We start from the raw sequence: 15,669 nt of genomic DNA, 5'->3' as shown, positions 1-15,669 counted from the left end.
AGACAAAAAATGCATGAAATTGATCGAACCTTTGGTTATAAACAACATTTAAGATGCTCTAAAAACACTAAAAAACGGTGATTTAAAACAAATTTCATCAAAACTAATTAGTAAAATCCGTAGCAAGATTTACGTGTAAATCACAAAAAACAATGTTTTTTACATGAAAATCAAAAATAATCGTCAAAATTTATAACCAGCAAAAATAATTTGATTTGCTAGCCAAATTTTGACGATTATTTTTTCTACTGATTTTTTGCAATTTTTTTGAATTTATTTTTCTTTTTCAAATTTATTTTTTTGTTTTTGATGCGTTAAAACGTTGTTTTAACAGCACTTTCGGTCATGTATAAAAATAAGAGGGGGCTTAGGTTAAAATTCAGACTTGACCGCAGATGTCAAAATAGCAATATACGAAAGGGCTTTAAACATATACCACAGCAGCAATTAAACTATTTGATTGTTTAGTTAGATTTTGCCTATTTTCATGAAAATAATGAGTCTTTTATGAAAAGAACAATCTCTTAGGTTTATAAATTATCCGTTCATTTTCATGTATAAACTTTCGTATTTGTACTTTGACAACTGCATATCGAAGTAGAATTCGTACTTCACTGGTTAGATTACCAGATTCAAAAGTTAGTCATGGATAGAAACAATGCATGCTACGTCTCTGAGAGGCTCGTTGGTCAGTGGCCTACACATGCCAGCATAGCTGGGTGCGAAGCGCGATGATCCAAAAAATTGGGGAGCGAACAACAAAAACCAAGTTAACATACTATGCTATTTATGAAGAATAGATGATATTTTTATATAAATTTGAGATAAATGTATTAAATACTCTATTAAAATGGGAAGAGAATTTAATTGCTTTACTGATATTGTCAAATTTTCATTAAGTTATAAAATTAACTTAAAAACCAAATGATTTGGTCAAAGGAGAATATTTTATGACATTGCATGAAGTGATTGATAAAGTCCTTAATGAGTACTTAGATGAGAAAAATGGGCCAATCAAAAAAAACAATTTAGCCAAGATATTAAGAAATGGTTTAAATGAAGTTGTCAGTGATGATTTAATTGGAGGAAATTTAATATCAAAAGGTTCAGCCGGCGAAGGAACCTGGGCTACAGTACCTTGGATTGGAATTTTTGATAAGGATATTTCAACTTCAGCTCAAAAAGGATTTGACATTGTTTACTTATTTTCCCCTGATATGAAAGATGTATATTTATCTCTTAATCAAGGGTGGACCTTTTTTAAAAATAATTTTGGAAAAAAAGCATCAACTCATATCGAAAAGGTTTCTAGTTATTGGCAGACTACTCTCAAGGCCAGATCAAGTAGGATGACTCCTGCCTCCATTAATTTAACAAGAGGCTTAACAGGGAACACAAACTTGCCCAAAGGTTATGAATTAGGTAATATTTTGAGTGTTCATTATAAAAAGAGAAACTTGCCATCAAATGAACAGATGCTAATTGATTTAAAAAACATGATTTTTTGTTTAAATGAATTAAAAAATAATCTAATTGATAGTAGTAATTTTTATCAAAATATCAATTATATCTTATCTCTCAACATTGATGTAAAAGCTCCTGTTACTAGAAGCATAATAAAAACAGTCTCGAGAAAGACACCATCAATAAACTTAGTAGAAAGAAAACTAACAAATATTTCTTCAAAATTTCAGGGTCGAAAAAAAGATTTTAATGAAATAAATCAAAACAATTCTAAGATTGGATTTTTGGGTGAACAGGTAGTTTTTGAAAACGAGAAGAAAAAACTTGCTAATTTTCCTAATTTAAGAAATAAGGTAGAACACGTTTCACAAACTAAAGGTGATGGGTTAGGATATGATGTGCTATCTTTCGACGAAAAGGGAAATAAAATGTATATCGAAGTCAAAACAACTACAAAAAGTCAAGATGCTCCTTTTTTTATTAGCAGAAATGAATTAGATTTCTCCAAAACACATGGGAATGAATATTGCCTATATAGAATCTTTAATTTTGAGAAACTTGTTAATTCAAACAATGTTGAATTCTTCAAACTAAAAGGTGATATTAGTAAAATTCTTAGTTTTACTCCGGTTAGTTATCTTTCTTCTTTTGATAAAGATATTAAACTTTCTAACATTGATTAGTTAAATGATATAATGATTTTATTAACTAGTAGTGGAGGAAATGAACTTGACCGCAGAAACCAACCTATATAACCAGTTATTTACACTTAGTTTTCTTCTACGTTTCGGCTACTATGATGCTATTACAAAAAGCTCAAATAATGTTGCATCAGCTTATGCTAGGGCCGATGGTATTCTTCCAGATATCTTTAACATGAATGATTTTGCTAGTTATTTAGAACTTCATGTTGAATTCGATGAAAAATTTAAATACGAATTTAAGAACAAATTTTTCTCCCGAAAGTCTTGCGAAAACTGTGTGCGAACTGAACCGATTTCTTTTACAATACCTAAAACTGATATATCTAGACGTGAATATAAAATGCCAAATGTATATAGTTACTTAGAATTAGCTTACTATTTATCGTCTAAAAGTAGCTGTTTTGTAAAAATATTTACTGAAAACAATCATTCTACGTCTAAGTACTTTGGCCAATTAAATTTTGATTTTAAAACAACAAATGAAATTAAGCAAAATCAATTGGCTGGTGATAATAAATTATTACATGTCGATTTATCAAATTTTTATCCATCACTTTATACCCATACATTACCGTGGATAGTAAATGGTAGAAATAATGCAAAAATCGAAACAAGTGGAGGCTTTGCAAACTGTGTAGATAGCCTTATTCAAAACTGTCAGTTTGGAGAAACACATGGTATTCCAACTGGTAATTTAATAACTAGAATTATTGCTGAATTATATATGTGTTTTTTTGATAAAAGGCTGGAGGACAAAATAGGGAGTAAAATTAGATTTTCTAGATATGTTGATGACTTTTCATATGCATTCACTTCGGATGAACAACGAGATAAGTTTTTGCGCAGTTTTAGGTTTGTATGTCGAGAATATTGTCTTATAATAAATGAACACAAAACCGAAGTTACTACATTTCCTTTTTCACATAAAATGGATAAAGATACTATATTCAATTACTTTAACGAAAAATCTTTGACTAACAAGGGCAAACCTAAATATTGGATCAATGATATTTCCTCTTTTATCGATTTATGCGTTAAAGAAGAGAATTCGGGTAACAAAGGATCAATCAAAAGCTGTTTCCCCGTTATTATAAATACTTTGCATAAATTGCAAATGCAAAAAGTACTAACAAAATCTGATGTTAACTATATTTTCTCATTTAAAAATAAATTAACGAGTTTTAATGTTTTTAAAAAACTGATAAGCCTATCTTTGCATGATTCAAAATTAACAAATAGATTTATAAGTTTCACAAAATCAATTATAAAATTAGGCTTTAGCAAATTACAAGTCAAAAAATTAGTTAAAGAATACTTCACAGATAATAAAGAAGTCTTAGCAGACAAAGTAGTATTTTATAAAGAAAATCGTTACAATCAGGAAGTTTACCAAATATTGCTATATTTAGTTTTTTTTGGCTTTTATGATTTTTTTGAGGAAAAAGAATTACTTGCTTTTATCAATGGAGAATATGACGATTATACAATTTGCCTTAGCATAATTCTGTATTTAAAAAAGTTCAAATTTCAAACAAACAATCTAATTAATTGTATCTATAATGTATTTTTAGAAACAAATAGTTATTATAATGTTAATCATTACGATGTTAACAAAAAAACTCCTATTATGGCTGAAAAGTTTTGGCTTTTCAGATATTTTGTTTATGATTTAATAAAAAATAACTATATTAGCGAGAAGTGCGTTAATAATTTTTGCAGGAAAAAAAATCCTAATATTAAGAATTTTAAACGTGGTGGTCTTAAAACTTTATTAAATTACAAATATGCATTGATAGCAAATAAACAGTCAGAAATTAATAACTTTTATAAACTTTTATTAGAAAAAGATATTCATTTTGTTTCATTTGGAAAAAACAATAATTTTGATTATCTGTAATTTTTGTGCAACCGATCAAGGTTGCTTTTTTATTACTCAAAATTTGAAAGGAAGGTATTAAATACGCCATTAAAATATGTTATTCCGACTATCGAAACTTTCGGTAAATTAACTTTTGAAGGAAAAGATCGTGAAGTTACTAGCGGTCGTTCTCGGATTGCGACAGGAGTAGTTTATAACCTCTTGTCAGAAAAACAAGCTGAATTAATCGAAGTTCAAATTCCAGCAAGAGCTGGTTCTAAAACCTTTGAAACTGATACTGAGATTGAGTTGGTTAATCCAAAACTTGAACCTACTGGTCGTTCAACAGGTGACGAAGCAATCGCATCGTGGAAATTAACAGCCGAAAACATCAAGAAGAAGGGGGACAAGTAGTATGGTTAAGATCTTAAAATTGCGCAATGGTATTGAAATTGATGAAGAAAAATCATTAGGAAAATTAAAATTTTTGGATAAGAAATCTCCGTCATTGATCTTGGGTGAAGATGGTGAACCAACCGGGGAGATTAAAGATCGGCGTTATGATATTTTGTCTAAGCTGCAACATGATTCTTTTACAGTTGTTTTGCCAGCTGAAACTGAAGAGAAAGATTTTCCGTTCAATTCCAGTGTTAAATTAATCAATCCAGTAGTTGAGAATTATGCTATTCCAAATGGTCGCTATGTTGATGCCGGAATTCGAGTAACAGCTGATGATATTATTTTAGATGATAAGGGGGCGGTTATCGAAACAAAACCAAGTAAACCAACAACCAATCCATTAAAAAAATAGGGTGATTTAAATGTTCAAATATAAAGGAATTCGCATCAGGCGGTTTCATCGGGATATTGTGTTTATCTACTTATCCTTGATGTCACTGCCTTTTACTTTACTTTCAATTTCATTTCTCTATCTTATTTACGCTAGAAGTCCAGATGAACTTGTTTGGGCTACATTAGCTGCTGCTATTTTTGCTTTTTGTGGCGCAATTATCAGCTTTGCAGTATACAAGAGAAACGACAATCACAATGGCTTTTTTACTCGGGTAAAGCATAGACAACTACTTGCCAGAATGATTATTGATAATAAATTGTATCTTGCAAAAAATAGAAATCGTAATAATCCTCGACAGAAGATTATCTATTTTCCAAAAGTTTACTATCACTATAAGGAGTTGATTATTACGGTTAGATTCCCAATGGATCTTCAAAAAAATCAAGATAAGTTTAATCGGATTGGTGAACAGCTTGAACAGGCATTGTTTGCTGATCTTTTTGATATTGTCGACGAAAAAGGTTTTAAGGCATATAAATTAATCAATGATCCAATCCAAAATAGAATTAACATTACCGATATTAAACCTGATTCTGGAAAACTAGAATTAATGCAAGGCTTTACTTGGAATTATAATAAATTTCCACATGCTTTGATTAGTGGTGTTACCGGAGGTGGTAAAACTTATTTTATTCAAGCTCTCCTAAAATCATTTATTGATTTAGGTGCTGATTGTTATATCTGTGATCCAAAGATGTCTGATTTATCACAATTGGATCAAGTACCAATTTTAGAAGAGAGGGCCTTTTCAAGTACAGGACAAATCAATAAGTGTGTTCGTGAATTCTATGAACAAATGGTTGACCGTCAAAAAGAATACAAAGAGTTATTAAGGAAAGTAGGTGACATCGGCAAAGATTATCGCAGTTTTAATATGCAACCAAAGGTTTTGTTCTTTGATGAATATGTAGCCCATATGAGTAATTTAGATTTCAAGGAACAGGAGAAAACTCTAGGGTACATGAAACAGATTATTTTGTTGGGCAGACAATTAGGCTTTTTCTTGGTTGCTGGTATGCAAAGACCTGATGCCAAATATTTTGAAGATGGTATGCGTGACCAATTTGGATTAAGGGTTTCTTTAGGTCAAATGTCACGTTCTGGCTACATCATGATGTTTGGCGAGTCCGACAAAAATTTCAAGGTTCAAAGTGACGAGGTACATGGCTGGGGCTATGCTTCCATTGGTGGAGCTTATGTTCGAGCCTTTTTTGCACCCTTTGTGCCGCCAGAGTTTTCATTTTACAATTATCTACTCAACAAAGACGAGCCCTCGCAGTTGAGCGATCAGAGCCGACAGGCGATAGCGGAGCGTGGGCGTGGAACGCCCAGCGAGGCTGCGCGGGCGAAGTCTGGCGTGAGGAGCTGAAAGCTCCGAGCGCCAAATGTTTACCCCCGGTTGCTAACAGGGGGGTAACAAGGACGAAAACAAGTCAACCAAGGTAACGCTAGATGTTGATTTGACAGGAATAACTAAGTTTTGCAAAACTTCACTACGAAGTCGCAAAAGTGAAGTCCTGTTAAGGAGGTAATATTTTGAGTGAAAAAAGCCAAATATGAATGGCCAAATGAATATGTTAGAAGCCTTAGGCTTCAACAAGGATTAACACAACATCAAGTTGCTAAGGAAATTAGTATTTCAACCAGAGCATATATTAATTTTGAACAAGGACGAAGTCAGTTCAGAAAGCCAACACGAGAAAATATTGAAGCTTATTTTAAAAATCGTTTAACTCATGAAACCAAAATGGAGGTAATCATTGATTATTTAAGAATCAGAATACCCTTGCATGATTTGAATATAGTTTTCAACGAAATTTTAAAAATAAATCGCAAAGCTTTTGTCTTAGATGAAGTTAAACGATACGGTTATGTAGGGCGTTATAGTATTGATTTGATTCAAGTTTATCAATCAGTGCCAAACGATAACCGTGGAATTTTGATTGAATTTTCGGGCCAGGGCTGTCGCCAATTTGAAACTTTTCTCAAACAGCAACAACGAAGTTGGTTCAGCTTCCTCAAGAACTGTTACGCATTTCAAGCAAATGTGACTCGCATTGATATTGCAGTCAATGATTATAAAGAAGCCTTACCATTGAAAAGACTATTGCATAAAATGGAACGAAAAGAGTATAAATCAAAGTTTAAAACGTGCAGCTATCATTGGGGTACTCAAAGAAATGAAATTACAGATAAACTTCAAGCAGCTGGGCTTAGCTTGTATTTTGGATCAATGCAAAGCGAGTTTTACATGTGCTTTTATCAAAAAAATTATGAAATTGCTAAAAAGAAACACCTAAAGGTGCAAGAAACTCCTGTTAAGAATCGTTATGAGCTGCGTTTTAGTTCATCGAGCAGTTAAACAACTAATCAATGTTGAAGATCCAGTTAATATTTGCGATTTAGTTTTTGGATATATAAGCGAATATGTTACTTTTTTACAACCAGTTAAAGGAAAAGCCCGAAATAACTGGAATATTTATTCTGCTTGGTCATTGTTTCTGGGAGACGTCTCAACTTTAAAGCTTGTCACTGATCCAAAAGAATTATCCTTTGAACGGACTAAAACATGATTACAAAATCAAGTAATGCCAACGTTAAAGGCCTTCAAAATAATTGATGATACCTTTCAAACAGAAGAAATTGAGTCCATGTTAGCAGAGGCAAATTTAGGCGATAGACATAAAAAATTCATACAAAGCATGATTAATCCGGATTGTTCCATCACTGAGTAATTAAGAAAATTAAGTTCATTAAAATATTTTATATTTGCTTGGTGTTTTAAATACATTAAATTTGTACTACGATAAATTGTGTATATACCAATTAAAGAAGGTAATTTTATGTCCAAGTATCAAGAAAAAAATGTTGAAAATGTTTATTTTAATAAAGATAGTGCTAATTTCAACAAAGATGGAGAAACATTTTCCATGAAAATAGATTCTGTTGGGTCCTATATTAATGCTATTATGCAAGCAGGTATAGAAACAGAAAATAATGAACTTTTTAACCATAGTCAAGAGCAACGCATAGGCCATAAAGAATTTCAACCAAATAGATTAACAGAAAATCCTCATAATATACTTGCACCTGAGGATGTTCATGAGAAAATGAAAAAAAAAATAGGCTCATATTTGTTCTACAGAGGAGAATCTCAAAAATATGAATATACTAGGCCTTCAATTTTCAAAGAAAAAGATGGAGCTTTTTTAATGAAAAAAGAAAAAGAAATTTTAAAAAAAATGACTAGTATTTCCCCAGAATTGCAGAATGAAAAATATAGTACTTTTGATAAATTAGCTATTATGCAGCATCACGGTGTCCCTACCAGACTTTTAGATATATCATCAAATCCACTTGATGCTTTATACTTTGCAGTTTGTCAAGACGAAGGAGACGGTTCTGTACAAATATTTAAGCCATATCCTAACTCAGATAGCGATAAGAATAGAGTCAATTACCCAGATGGTGATAAAGTTGCTCTTTTATCTGCACTATCTCAGCTTTCGTTTAATGAACAAGTTCAAGTTTATAAAGATTGTCAAGAGTTAAATTCTGAACATAAAGAAATACTAAAATCAGAAAATCTTGCCCATGGTTTATCTAAAGGATCTATTAATCTCTATCATGCTATCTCTAAAAATAGCGGTAATTTTGAAAATAGAATAGAAGTAAAAGATTTAATAAGTCCCTTAATTGTAGTACCTAACAAAATTGATTCAAGAATTTCAGCACAAAATGCTGCATTTTTACTAATGGGATTAGTAAAAATTGATTATAACACTCCTCAAGAAAACATTTTGAAATTAATAAACGATAAACTACAAGAATATAGAGTAGGCTGTTTTAATTCAACTAAAAATATTTTAATAAGGATAGTTATTAAACAAGAATATAAAAAATTTATAAGAACAGAGCTTGAATTATTAGGAATCAATGTAGGTACTATCTATACAGATATGAACAATAAAATTTCTGCTATAGAAGATCAATTTTATTCTAAATAATTAAGGGGGGCATTTACAATTAAAATCGGAAATTTTGAATTTAAGAGACGAAGCTTTCGTCAAGTTGATGAAATTCCACGTAAGAAGAAAAAAGTAAATATGAAATCAGCTAGGATCATTGTTTGGATAACAATGATCTTTATTTTTTGTAGCGGAGTTATGGCTTTTTTATTAAAGCTAGTAATGTTTCCCAAACCAATCACAAATTACAAAAAGAAGTTCAAACTTATCAAACAAAGCTCGATCAAGCTTCAACTAATATTAATGGCTACAGCCCATGATTAAATAATTACATGCAAAAATTTTTAAAACTTTATCTTACTTATCCAAATAATACTGATGCCATGGATAAAAGAAATCAGACTTTGTCTGCTTACTGTGCGACTAACTTAACGGCCAGTGATCAAGCTGGAAAAGATAATCAGACTTTTAATAAAGCTTATATCCAAAGTATTTATACGCAACAAGGTGTCGAGATTGCACAATATTACGTCAATTACTCAGTTAATAATAACCAAACCAATGGCTACTTAAACATTCCTTTCAAGGTAAAGAATAGTAAATTCACTGTTGTTAGTTATCCATACTTTTCTAACAAAATTGATCCAGTTGGTCATATTGGCAAACTGCAAAGCAAATATACCAAAGAAAATCAAACGACTTCTGTTAGCTTAAATAACCGGGTCATAGATTTTACTAAGTCATTCTTGAAAAAATATGTGGCCGCTAAAACGAGTGATATGAAATTTATTATGGCTAGACCACAAGGATTAGCTGGCAAATATAAAGTCGCTAATATTCAGAACTTGTATGTTTATGGCACTAAAAATAAGCCAATTGTTCAATGCCTATTAACTTTAAAACGCAGCGATTCAGATATTGAACACTCAGAAAACGTCACTTTAAAACTTTCAAAACAACAAACAACTTATTTTGTTGATCAATTTAATCATAATATTGGAGGGGATTAATTATGCAACCTATTTTTTTAGCTTCTGAATTACCATCTTTAGGCAATGTTTCTGATTGGGTCGTTACACAAGGTAAATATGCGATTACGATCATTATCGCTATCTTGCTGGTCAAATTCATTTTCCGTCAAGAATTAGGTAGAGCGATTGGAATTGCTTTATTGACTGGTTTAACTTGGTTTGTCATTTCCAATTCACAAACTGTTTTTACTGCGATTGGTAATATTTTCAAAACAATTTTTGGGAGTTGATGATTATTGGAAAAACACAATTATAACTATCGCAATGTGTTTAACGAACCAATTAAGATTAAACAGTTAACACAAAATTTCTCACTACCATATTTCATTAAATTACGTGATGTTTTGATTTATCTGCTGACACTATTTAGTCTCTTTATTTTTTTTCATTCAATCGTAAGCTTTATCAGTTTATATGTTCCACTGTTTACCATGTTGTTTTATGTTGGTGTGCCGTACCTAACAGTACGTTTAGTTGAAAAAGTTCAACCTGACGGAAAGAATATTTTCTGGTATTTATTGGATTACGTAATCTTTTACTTTGAATATCTACAAAGTAAAAAGAAGATTTGTCATAATATTAAAGTCAATTATACTGATAAACCAATTGTTTTTGATGAATTTAACTACAGAAAGAAGGGCAAATAATGGAAAAAGAAATTAGTATCTTTGTTGAAAATCTTGCTCGGCGAAATGCTGGGAACACTAAAGGTGCTTGGTTCACTTTACCAGTTCCATTTAATACAATTGCTCGCAAAATCGGATTAAGTCGGCTATTTTAAAAGCTATTAAAAAAGTTATCAACCAACGTGAATTAGGTAAAAAGGTTGGCATGTTAAACGTTATTGAGATTTTAAAGGCTGCTGATGATCCGGAAATTAAAGGTGCTGGCAATCTTCTTTATCAAATGGTAACTGATTCTGTTTTACAGCTGGGTTTTTCTGATGGTTCAAATGATGGTGTCAATCTAGCAGATCGAATCAATATCCTAGAAGTATCTGGTTTAGAGCTGCCAAAGGAAGGTGATAATCCCGATAATTACTCTGATCTAGAGAAAAAATCGGTTGCTTTAATGATTCCACTAGGCAAGTTCTGTGAGAAATTTGGATCAAACGACAGTAATTCTTATACCGCTGAAATATTTGATGAAGCTTGGATCTTCTTCAATGTTGCAAAAAGTGGTAAGAAAATCCTCAAATCTATGAAACGTGTTGGTCGTTCGCAAAATAACATGTTGTTGTACGCCACTCAATCGGTGGCGGATATTTCCGACCAAGAAGACCATGGTCAGTTTGGGGTACTTTTTGCATTTGATGAACCCAGCGAACGTGAAGCAATCTTAAACCACGTTCAACTACCAATCAATGAAGAAAATCTTCATTGGTTATCTAATATGATTAAAGGACAATGCTTATTTCGTGATATTTACGGGCGCGTTGGGAAAATTGCTGTTCATTCACTTTTTGATGAAATGACTAGTTCTTTTAAGACTATCAACAAATCGGCTTCATCCAAGAGTGAAGAAACGTATCGCTAGGGGGGGTGACTATTTGAAAAATAAATTCAAAACATTTGGACTAGTTAGTGGTACCACACTGATTAGTCTTTTAATTTGCAAAATTTCCGTTCTGGCAACCACTAGTTCATCAATAAAGGACATTTTAGCTGGTTACGATATGAACAAAATCCTTTCCACTTTGGATTCTTTTAATCCTTATAAGGAGTTGAAATTATGAAACAGATTGTTATGCCAATTAAAGATTCAAATGTCTTGCAACAAGTTCAGAAATGTTTGCTAGAAGATTTTAAAGCTGGTCAGCGTAACTATATGATTTTTCAAGTTGGTAAAGCTACGCTTTTACGAGTAAGTGATATTATGCGCTTAAAGTACTAGGATATTTATAGTCCTGATGGTTCAATTAAACATAATGCCTATATTCGAGATAAAAAGACTGGTAAACCTAATACTTTATATTTAAAGCCAGCAGCGAAAACAAGCTTATCACTTAACGCCATTTGAGCGTGGTCAAATTGATTATTTATGGAATACCGAGGGAATTCATAATCAAGCCGAAATTGCGCGACGGTTACACCGAACAGTTATGACGATTAATAATGAACTCCGTCGGAGTCAACGCTTTTCGGATTATAAATTGAGACCACGTAAATGGCATGCTTATCGTTATAATGCCGAAGAAGCTCAACAATATGCCGACTTAAGAAAAGATCGGATTGGTACTAAAAAAAAGTATTCAAAGAAAAAAGCGCGGATTATTGCTAAAAGGATTTTAGATGATAAATGGTCACCGCAAATGATTGCTGAAACTCATAAAGAATTGAAATTGAGTCGTAATACAATTTATAACTGGATTTATCGAGGTATGATTCCTGGTGTTTCTGAATCTAATTTGCGTTATCGCCATAAATATCGAAGGGGGAGACCACAACGAACAGCTGAAATGGATACTAAAGAAAAGAGGGCGGCCGAATTAAAAGCTGAGAGAAAAAGGGTGAAACAAAAAGAAAAACAGCTGATTCGACCACTTAAACATTCAATTGAAGAACGCCCAGTAGGTGTTGATAAGCGTAAAATTTTCGGTCACTGGGAAGTTGATTGTGTTCTACCAAAAAGGGGCTATAAGCAAGTCTTTGTGACGTTTTGCGAACGTAAAACCCGTTATTATATTGTTTTAAAGGCTAAATCTCAATCTGGAAAAGCGGTATGTAAGGTCCTAGAGCAATTTATGGGCTTATTTGGTAGACGTGTGAAAAATATTGTTCAGTCATTCACATTTGATAATGGATTTGAATTTGCCAATCACTTTGTGATTAATAAAGTGCAACGTGAATACGAACTTATGGCGTATTTTGCGCATCCATATAGTCCGGCTGAACGTGGTTCGAACGAGAATGCTAATCGGATGCTGCGCGAATATTTTCCAAAGAGAACACATTTCGAATATGTTAACAATGATGATATTCGCCGGGTATTACATAAGATTAATAAACGGCCAAAGGCTGTTTTAAACTATAAAGCACCGAGAGATGTATTCAGACAAAAAATGCATGAAATTGATCGAACCTTTGGTTATAAACAACATTTAAGATGTTCTAAAAATACTAACAAACGTTGATTTAAAGCAAATTTCAGCAAAAATAATTAGTAAAATTCGTAGCAAGATTTACGTGTAAAATTCAAAGAAATCATTGAATAAATCACTAAAAAACATAATTTTTACATGAAAATCAAAAATAGTCGTAAAAATTTAGCTAGCAAACCAAATTATTTTTGCTGGTTATAAATTCTGGCGACTATTTTTTTTACTCATTTTTTACTATTTTTTTGCTTTCTATGCGTTAAAACGCTGTTTTAACAACACTTTCAGCGATGTATAAAAATAAGAGGGTACTTAGGTTAAAATTCGGACTTGACAAATTCTTTATTTTATCTAGTTTACATAATATATATTATCGAAAGTAGAGTTAAAAGTAAAAAGCCGCTTCTATGATTTTATTTGTTCTAAGATCATGTTTTTTAATGAAAAAGTGCAAAAAAATAAATAACTTACACAGTTATTTATTTTTCCAGCAACAAATTATTTTGCCACTTTTGCTACTAAAGAATATTTTAGAGAATATTTTAGTTTGCTGCTAAACCAGAATAAGAATTAATCAATTTTGCCTTAGAATTCCAAAAAGTTACTTTAACTACTCCAAAGACTTTGCTTTTAGGTACAAAACCATAATAACGGCTATCGTTAGAAACCTTTCGATTATCCCCTAAAACAAAGTACTTGCCCTTTGGAACCGTAAATGACTGATTAGATCCTAATGTCACGCCAGAAGCCTTTTTCAGCGTAAGTGTCAGTGTTCCTACCGTACGCTGTTTTTTTGAAATGTAGCCTTGCGGAAGATGTTTATTGTTAACATATACCTCTCCATTATTGCGATATTCAACCTTATCACCCGGAAGACCAATAACTCTTTTTACATATTTTGTATCTTCTTTTACAGTTGGGTTATTATTATCAACCCCTTTAGCATCAAAGACAATGACAGTGTTATGTGTTATATTAGCCTTTTTTAAAAGCATTACACGTTCCGTATCCTGCAGATTTGGTGCCATGGAATCACCCTCAACCTTGACAATTCCAAACCATAACTGACGTACAACCAAAGCAATCAGAACACCAATTACTACGGGCATAACCCAGCTCAAAACTTCCTTAAGTGCCTTCACTTAGTTTTCTCCTTCTATCCCTGTTCATTTTATTTTATACTTGTAATTATAATATAACTCTATTTTTACATATAGTTTATTTATTTGCTATTAGTTTTTAAATGATGTCCTTTGGAAACTGGAAAAAGTGCTTGACCAAGCCGCAAGTTATTCTCTTTTTTTTTCAATAATCTTAAATAATTCCAAAATAATCCGCAAAATAAAAGCTCATACAAGAGAAACCAAGCATTATTAACATATAAAAATGGCATGAACATTGCTATACAGTTAAAGAAAATTTTAAACAAGAAATTACCTTGCATAAAGTAAAACATATTACTAAAAATAGCAAGGAACCCAAAAATAACTAGGAAAATAGTCAATATTATAATTGTTGAAAAAATATCTACACTATTTGTTATCTTTTCCGCTGTCTGGAGAGAATATCCTTGATGACGGTATAATTTTATCATCAGCCTAAAATAGGTGTCGTTCAAAACGTACATGACGCCCAGACCACCGACAACAACATTAAAAAACTTGTTCAAACTTTCATCTCCTTAAACAACAAAGTTATTAACAACAAATTTCTCTTTTATAATCACCTTGTATTATATACTTTGGAAACTTGGAAAAAAGAATTAGAATATTTTTTAAACTAAATTTAAATTATTGAGCCTGCTTTGAGTTCAATTCATTATAGATTTTCGTAAGATACTGATGGCTTGCAACTTGTTCCTTTGCATCGTTTTCGTTATTAAGCTGCACTTCATAAATACTGGAAGCTTGCGGATTCAAACAAGGCAGAACATTTCTCCAGTCAATTGATCCCTTACCAAGTTGAAGGCTGTCATGGCTTTTACCAAGCGAATCAACTAAGTGGTAATGGACCACATGGTCTCTCAAACGCAACAAAGAAGCAGTAAGCTGTTCGTTTGAACCCTTATCCTTAATAAAGCAATGACTAACATCAAATGCCAGACGATAGCCCTTATTAAAGATATACTGATCCTCATCCTCTTTACCATAGTAAAAGAGCGGTGAAAATGAATTTTCAAACATAATATGCTTTTTTCCTAACTGAGCATACTTATCTAATTGATCATACACGTAGGCGCGTGCTTTTGCTTGCGAGGGGTAAAGTGAGATCATTTTTAAGGTGTGGCGCGCATAAGAACCGTGCAGGAGCGTCTGCACATCATGATCAAAGGATAATTGCAGCAACGCATCCGTACTACGCTGAACAAAATGACAAAGATCCGGAAAAATTGTTTGCGGTGCTACAAGTTCAGTAAATTCTCCCTTAAATCTCATCGGATGATGGAGCACTATCTTTGAAGTTGCTTCATTTTTAACCAGTTCGATCGCATACTCCAGTCTTTTCAGTCCCTCTGTTGTAAAATCATTTTCACTGGTAAAAAATTCAAAGACTTTTGGATGGTATTTCAGCCTGTTTGTAATTTGTTCTTTACTGCTGCTTGCCTTTAGACCTAACTCAGGTTTTTTCACTTCTTGTATCTCCTCTAAATTAATTAGAAATATTGAAGGCTGGGACAAATCTTTGATTGCCCCA

Annotated in this window: 17 protein-coding genes and 1 pseudogene; 15 read left to right on the top strand and 3 right to left on the bottom strand. The window is 32.2% G+C overall.

The genetic code is table 11. The features are described 5' to 3' along the window. Positions 1-950 precede the first annotated feature (950 nt). The 15 genes and pseudogenes from FD46_RS06610 to FD46_RS06535 all read left to right on the top strand — a co-directional run bounded on the left by FD46_RS06610 (position 951) and on the right by FD46_RS06535 (position 13,011). Entirely contained in the window at positions 951-2,147 is a 1,197-nt protein-coding gene (locus FD46_RS06610; protein ID WP_057896371.1) for an MrcB family domain-containing protein, read from the top strand. A 46-nt stretch (positions 2,148-2,193) separates the two neighbouring features. After that, positions 2,194-4,065, top strand: coding sequence for an RNA-directed DNA polymerase (locus FD46_RS06605; RefSeq protein ID WP_057896370.1), 1,872 nt, complete (start codon positions 2,194-2,196; stop codon positions 4,063-4,065). A 21-nt stretch (positions 4,066-4,086) separates the two neighbouring features. Then, positions 4,087-4,440 carry a DUF961 family protein gene (locus tag FD46_RS06600; protein WP_057896369.1) on the top strand — a complete coding sequence of 118 codons (354 nt, stop codon included), beginning with the start codon at positions 4,087-4,089 and terminating at the stop codon, positions 4,438-4,440. Between the two features lies 1 nt (position 4,441). Further along, positions 4,442-4,837, top strand: coding sequence for a DUF961 family protein (locus tag FD46_RS06595; protein WP_057896368.1), 396 nt, complete (start codon positions 4,442-4,444; stop codon positions 4,835-4,837). Between the two features lie 10 nt (positions 4,838-4,847). After that, on the top strand, positions 4,848-6,248 hold the full coding sequence (locus FD46_RS06590; RefSeq protein ID WP_057896367.1) for an FtsK/SpoIIIE domain-containing protein: 1,401 nt from the start codon (positions 4,848-4,850) through the stop codon (positions 6,246-6,248). Positions 6,249-6,419: 171 nt separating this feature from the next. Continuing rightward, positions 6,420-7,241 (top strand): replication initiation factor domain-containing protein, encoded by an 822-nt coding sequence (locus FD46_RS06585; RefSeq protein WP_057896366.1) that lies wholly within the window; start codon positions 6,420-6,422, stop codon positions 7,239-7,241. Then, complete coding sequence (locus tag FD46_RS06580) at positions 7,210-7,452, top strand: replication initiation factor domain-containing protein (protein ID WP_057896365.1); 243 nt, start codon at positions 7,210-7,212, stop codon at positions 7,450-7,452. The genes FD46_RS06585 and FD46_RS06580 overlap by 32 nt, the downstream gene beginning before the upstream one ends. 270 nt (positions 7,453-7,722) lie before the next feature. Next, a complete protein-coding gene (locus tag FD46_RS06575) occupies positions 7,723-8,886 on the top strand; it encodes an FRG domain-containing protein (RefSeq protein WP_057896364.1) in 1,164 nt (387 codons plus the stop codon). Positions 8,887-9,179: 293 nt separating this feature from the next. Next, a complete protein-coding gene (locus FD46_RS06565; RefSeq protein WP_057896362.1) occupies positions 9,180-9,857 on the top strand; it encodes a conjugal transfer protein in 678 nt (225 codons plus the stop codon). Between the two features lie 2 nt (positions 9,858-9,859). After that, positions 9,860-10,108: a TcpD family membrane protein gene (locus FD46_RS06560; protein ID WP_057896361.1), complete on the top strand. Its 249-nt coding sequence runs from the start codon at positions 9,860-9,862 to the stop codon at positions 10,106-10,108. Between the two features lie 6 nt (positions 10,109-10,114). Beyond that, positions 10,115-10,525, top strand: coding sequence for a TcpE family conjugal transfer membrane protein (locus tag FD46_RS06555; protein ID WP_057896360.1), 411 nt, complete (start codon positions 10,115-10,117; stop codon positions 10,523-10,525). Beyond that, the gene (locus FD46_RS10610; protein WP_162257997.1) at positions 10,525-10,659 is read left to right on the top strand and encodes an antirestriction protein ArdA; all 135 of its coding nucleotides are present in this window, start codon (positions 10,525-10,527) and stop codon (positions 10,657-10,659) included. The genes FD46_RS06555 and FD46_RS10610 overlap by 1 nt, the downstream gene beginning before the upstream one ends. Continuing rightward, positions 10,641-11,414, top strand: coding sequence for an ATP-binding protein (locus tag FD46_RS06550; RefSeq protein WP_083479382.1), 774 nt, complete (start codon positions 10,641-10,643; stop codon positions 11,412-11,414). Before FD46_RS10610 ends, FD46_RS06550 begins: the two co-directional genes overlap by 19 nt. Positions 11,415-11,609: 195 nt before the next feature. Next, a pseudogene (locus FD46_RS10750) lies at positions 11,610-11,861 on the top strand (site-specific integrase); the annotation flags it as partial. 46 nt (positions 11,862-11,907) lie between these two features. Beyond that, positions 11,908-13,011, top strand: coding sequence for an IS30 family transposase (locus tag FD46_RS06535; RefSeq protein ID WP_420805347.1), 1,104 nt, complete (start codon positions 11,908-11,910; stop codon positions 13,009-13,011). Between the two features lie 506 nt (positions 13,012-13,517). On the opposite strand, the gene lepB is transcribed toward FD46_RS06535, so the two are convergent. From lepB to FD46_RS06520, 3 genes are all read right to left on the bottom strand, one after another. Next, positions 13,518-14,117 carry a signal peptidase I gene (lepB, locus tag FD46_RS06530; protein WP_057896356.1) on the bottom strand — a complete coding sequence of 200 codons (600 nt, stop codon included), beginning with the start codon at positions 14,115-14,117 and terminating at the stop codon, positions 13,518-13,520. Positions 14,118-14,197: 80 nt separating this feature from the next. Further along, positions 14,198-14,644, bottom strand: coding sequence for a hypothetical protein (locus FD46_RS06525; RefSeq protein ID WP_057896355.1), 447 nt, complete (start codon positions 14,642-14,644; stop codon positions 14,198-14,200). Between the two features lie 121 nt (positions 14,645-14,765). Next, a complete protein-coding gene (locus FD46_RS06520) occupies positions 14,766-15,605 on the bottom strand; it encodes a sugar phosphate isomerase/epimerase (protein WP_057896354.1) in 840 nt (279 codons plus the stop codon). Positions 15,606-15,669: the final 64 nt, after the last annotated feature.

Source organism: Liquorilactobacillus oeni DSM 19972, from assembly GCF_001436275.1.
GTDB classification, from domain to species: domain Bacteria; phylum Bacillota; class Bacilli; order Lactobacillales; family Lactobacillaceae; genus Liquorilactobacillus; species Liquorilactobacillus oeni.
The sequence above is the reverse complement of the archived record's forward strand: the minus strand, read 5'-3'. Positions and strand labels throughout refer to the sequence as shown.

Excerpts from the sequence above, each read along its gene's own strand:
- FD46_RS06560 (WP_057896361.1), top strand. The coding sequence starts at position 9,860 with ATGCAACCTATTTTTTTAGCTTCTGAATTACCATCTTTAGGCAATGTT.
- FD46_RS06565 (WP_057896362.1), top strand. The coding sequence starts at position 9,180 with ATGCAAAAATTTTTAAAACTTTATCTTACTTATCCAAATAATACTGAT.
- FD46_RS06590 (WP_057896367.1), top strand. The coding sequence starts at position 4,848 with ATGTTCAAATATAAAGGAATTCGCATCAGGCGGTTTCATCGGGATATT.
- FD46_RS10610 (WP_162257997.1), top strand. The coding sequence starts at position 10,525 with ATGGAAAAAGAAATTAGTATCTTTGTTGAAAATCTTGCTCGGCGAAAT.
- FD46_RS06610 (WP_057896371.1), top strand. The coding sequence starts at position 951 with ATGACATTGCATGAAGTGATTGATAAAGTCCTTAATGAGTACTTAGAT.
- FD46_RS06580 (WP_057896365.1), top strand. The coding sequence starts at position 7,210 with ATGAGCTGCGTTTTAGTTCATCGAGCAGTTAAACAACTAATCAATGTT.
- FD46_RS06575 (WP_057896364.1), top strand. The coding sequence starts at position 7,723 with ATGTCCAAGTATCAAGAAAAAAATGTTGAAAATGTTTATTTTAATAAA.
- FD46_RS06595 (WP_057896368.1), top strand. The coding sequence starts at position 4,442 with ATGGTTAAGATCTTAAAATTGCGCAATGGTATTGAAATTGATGAAGAA.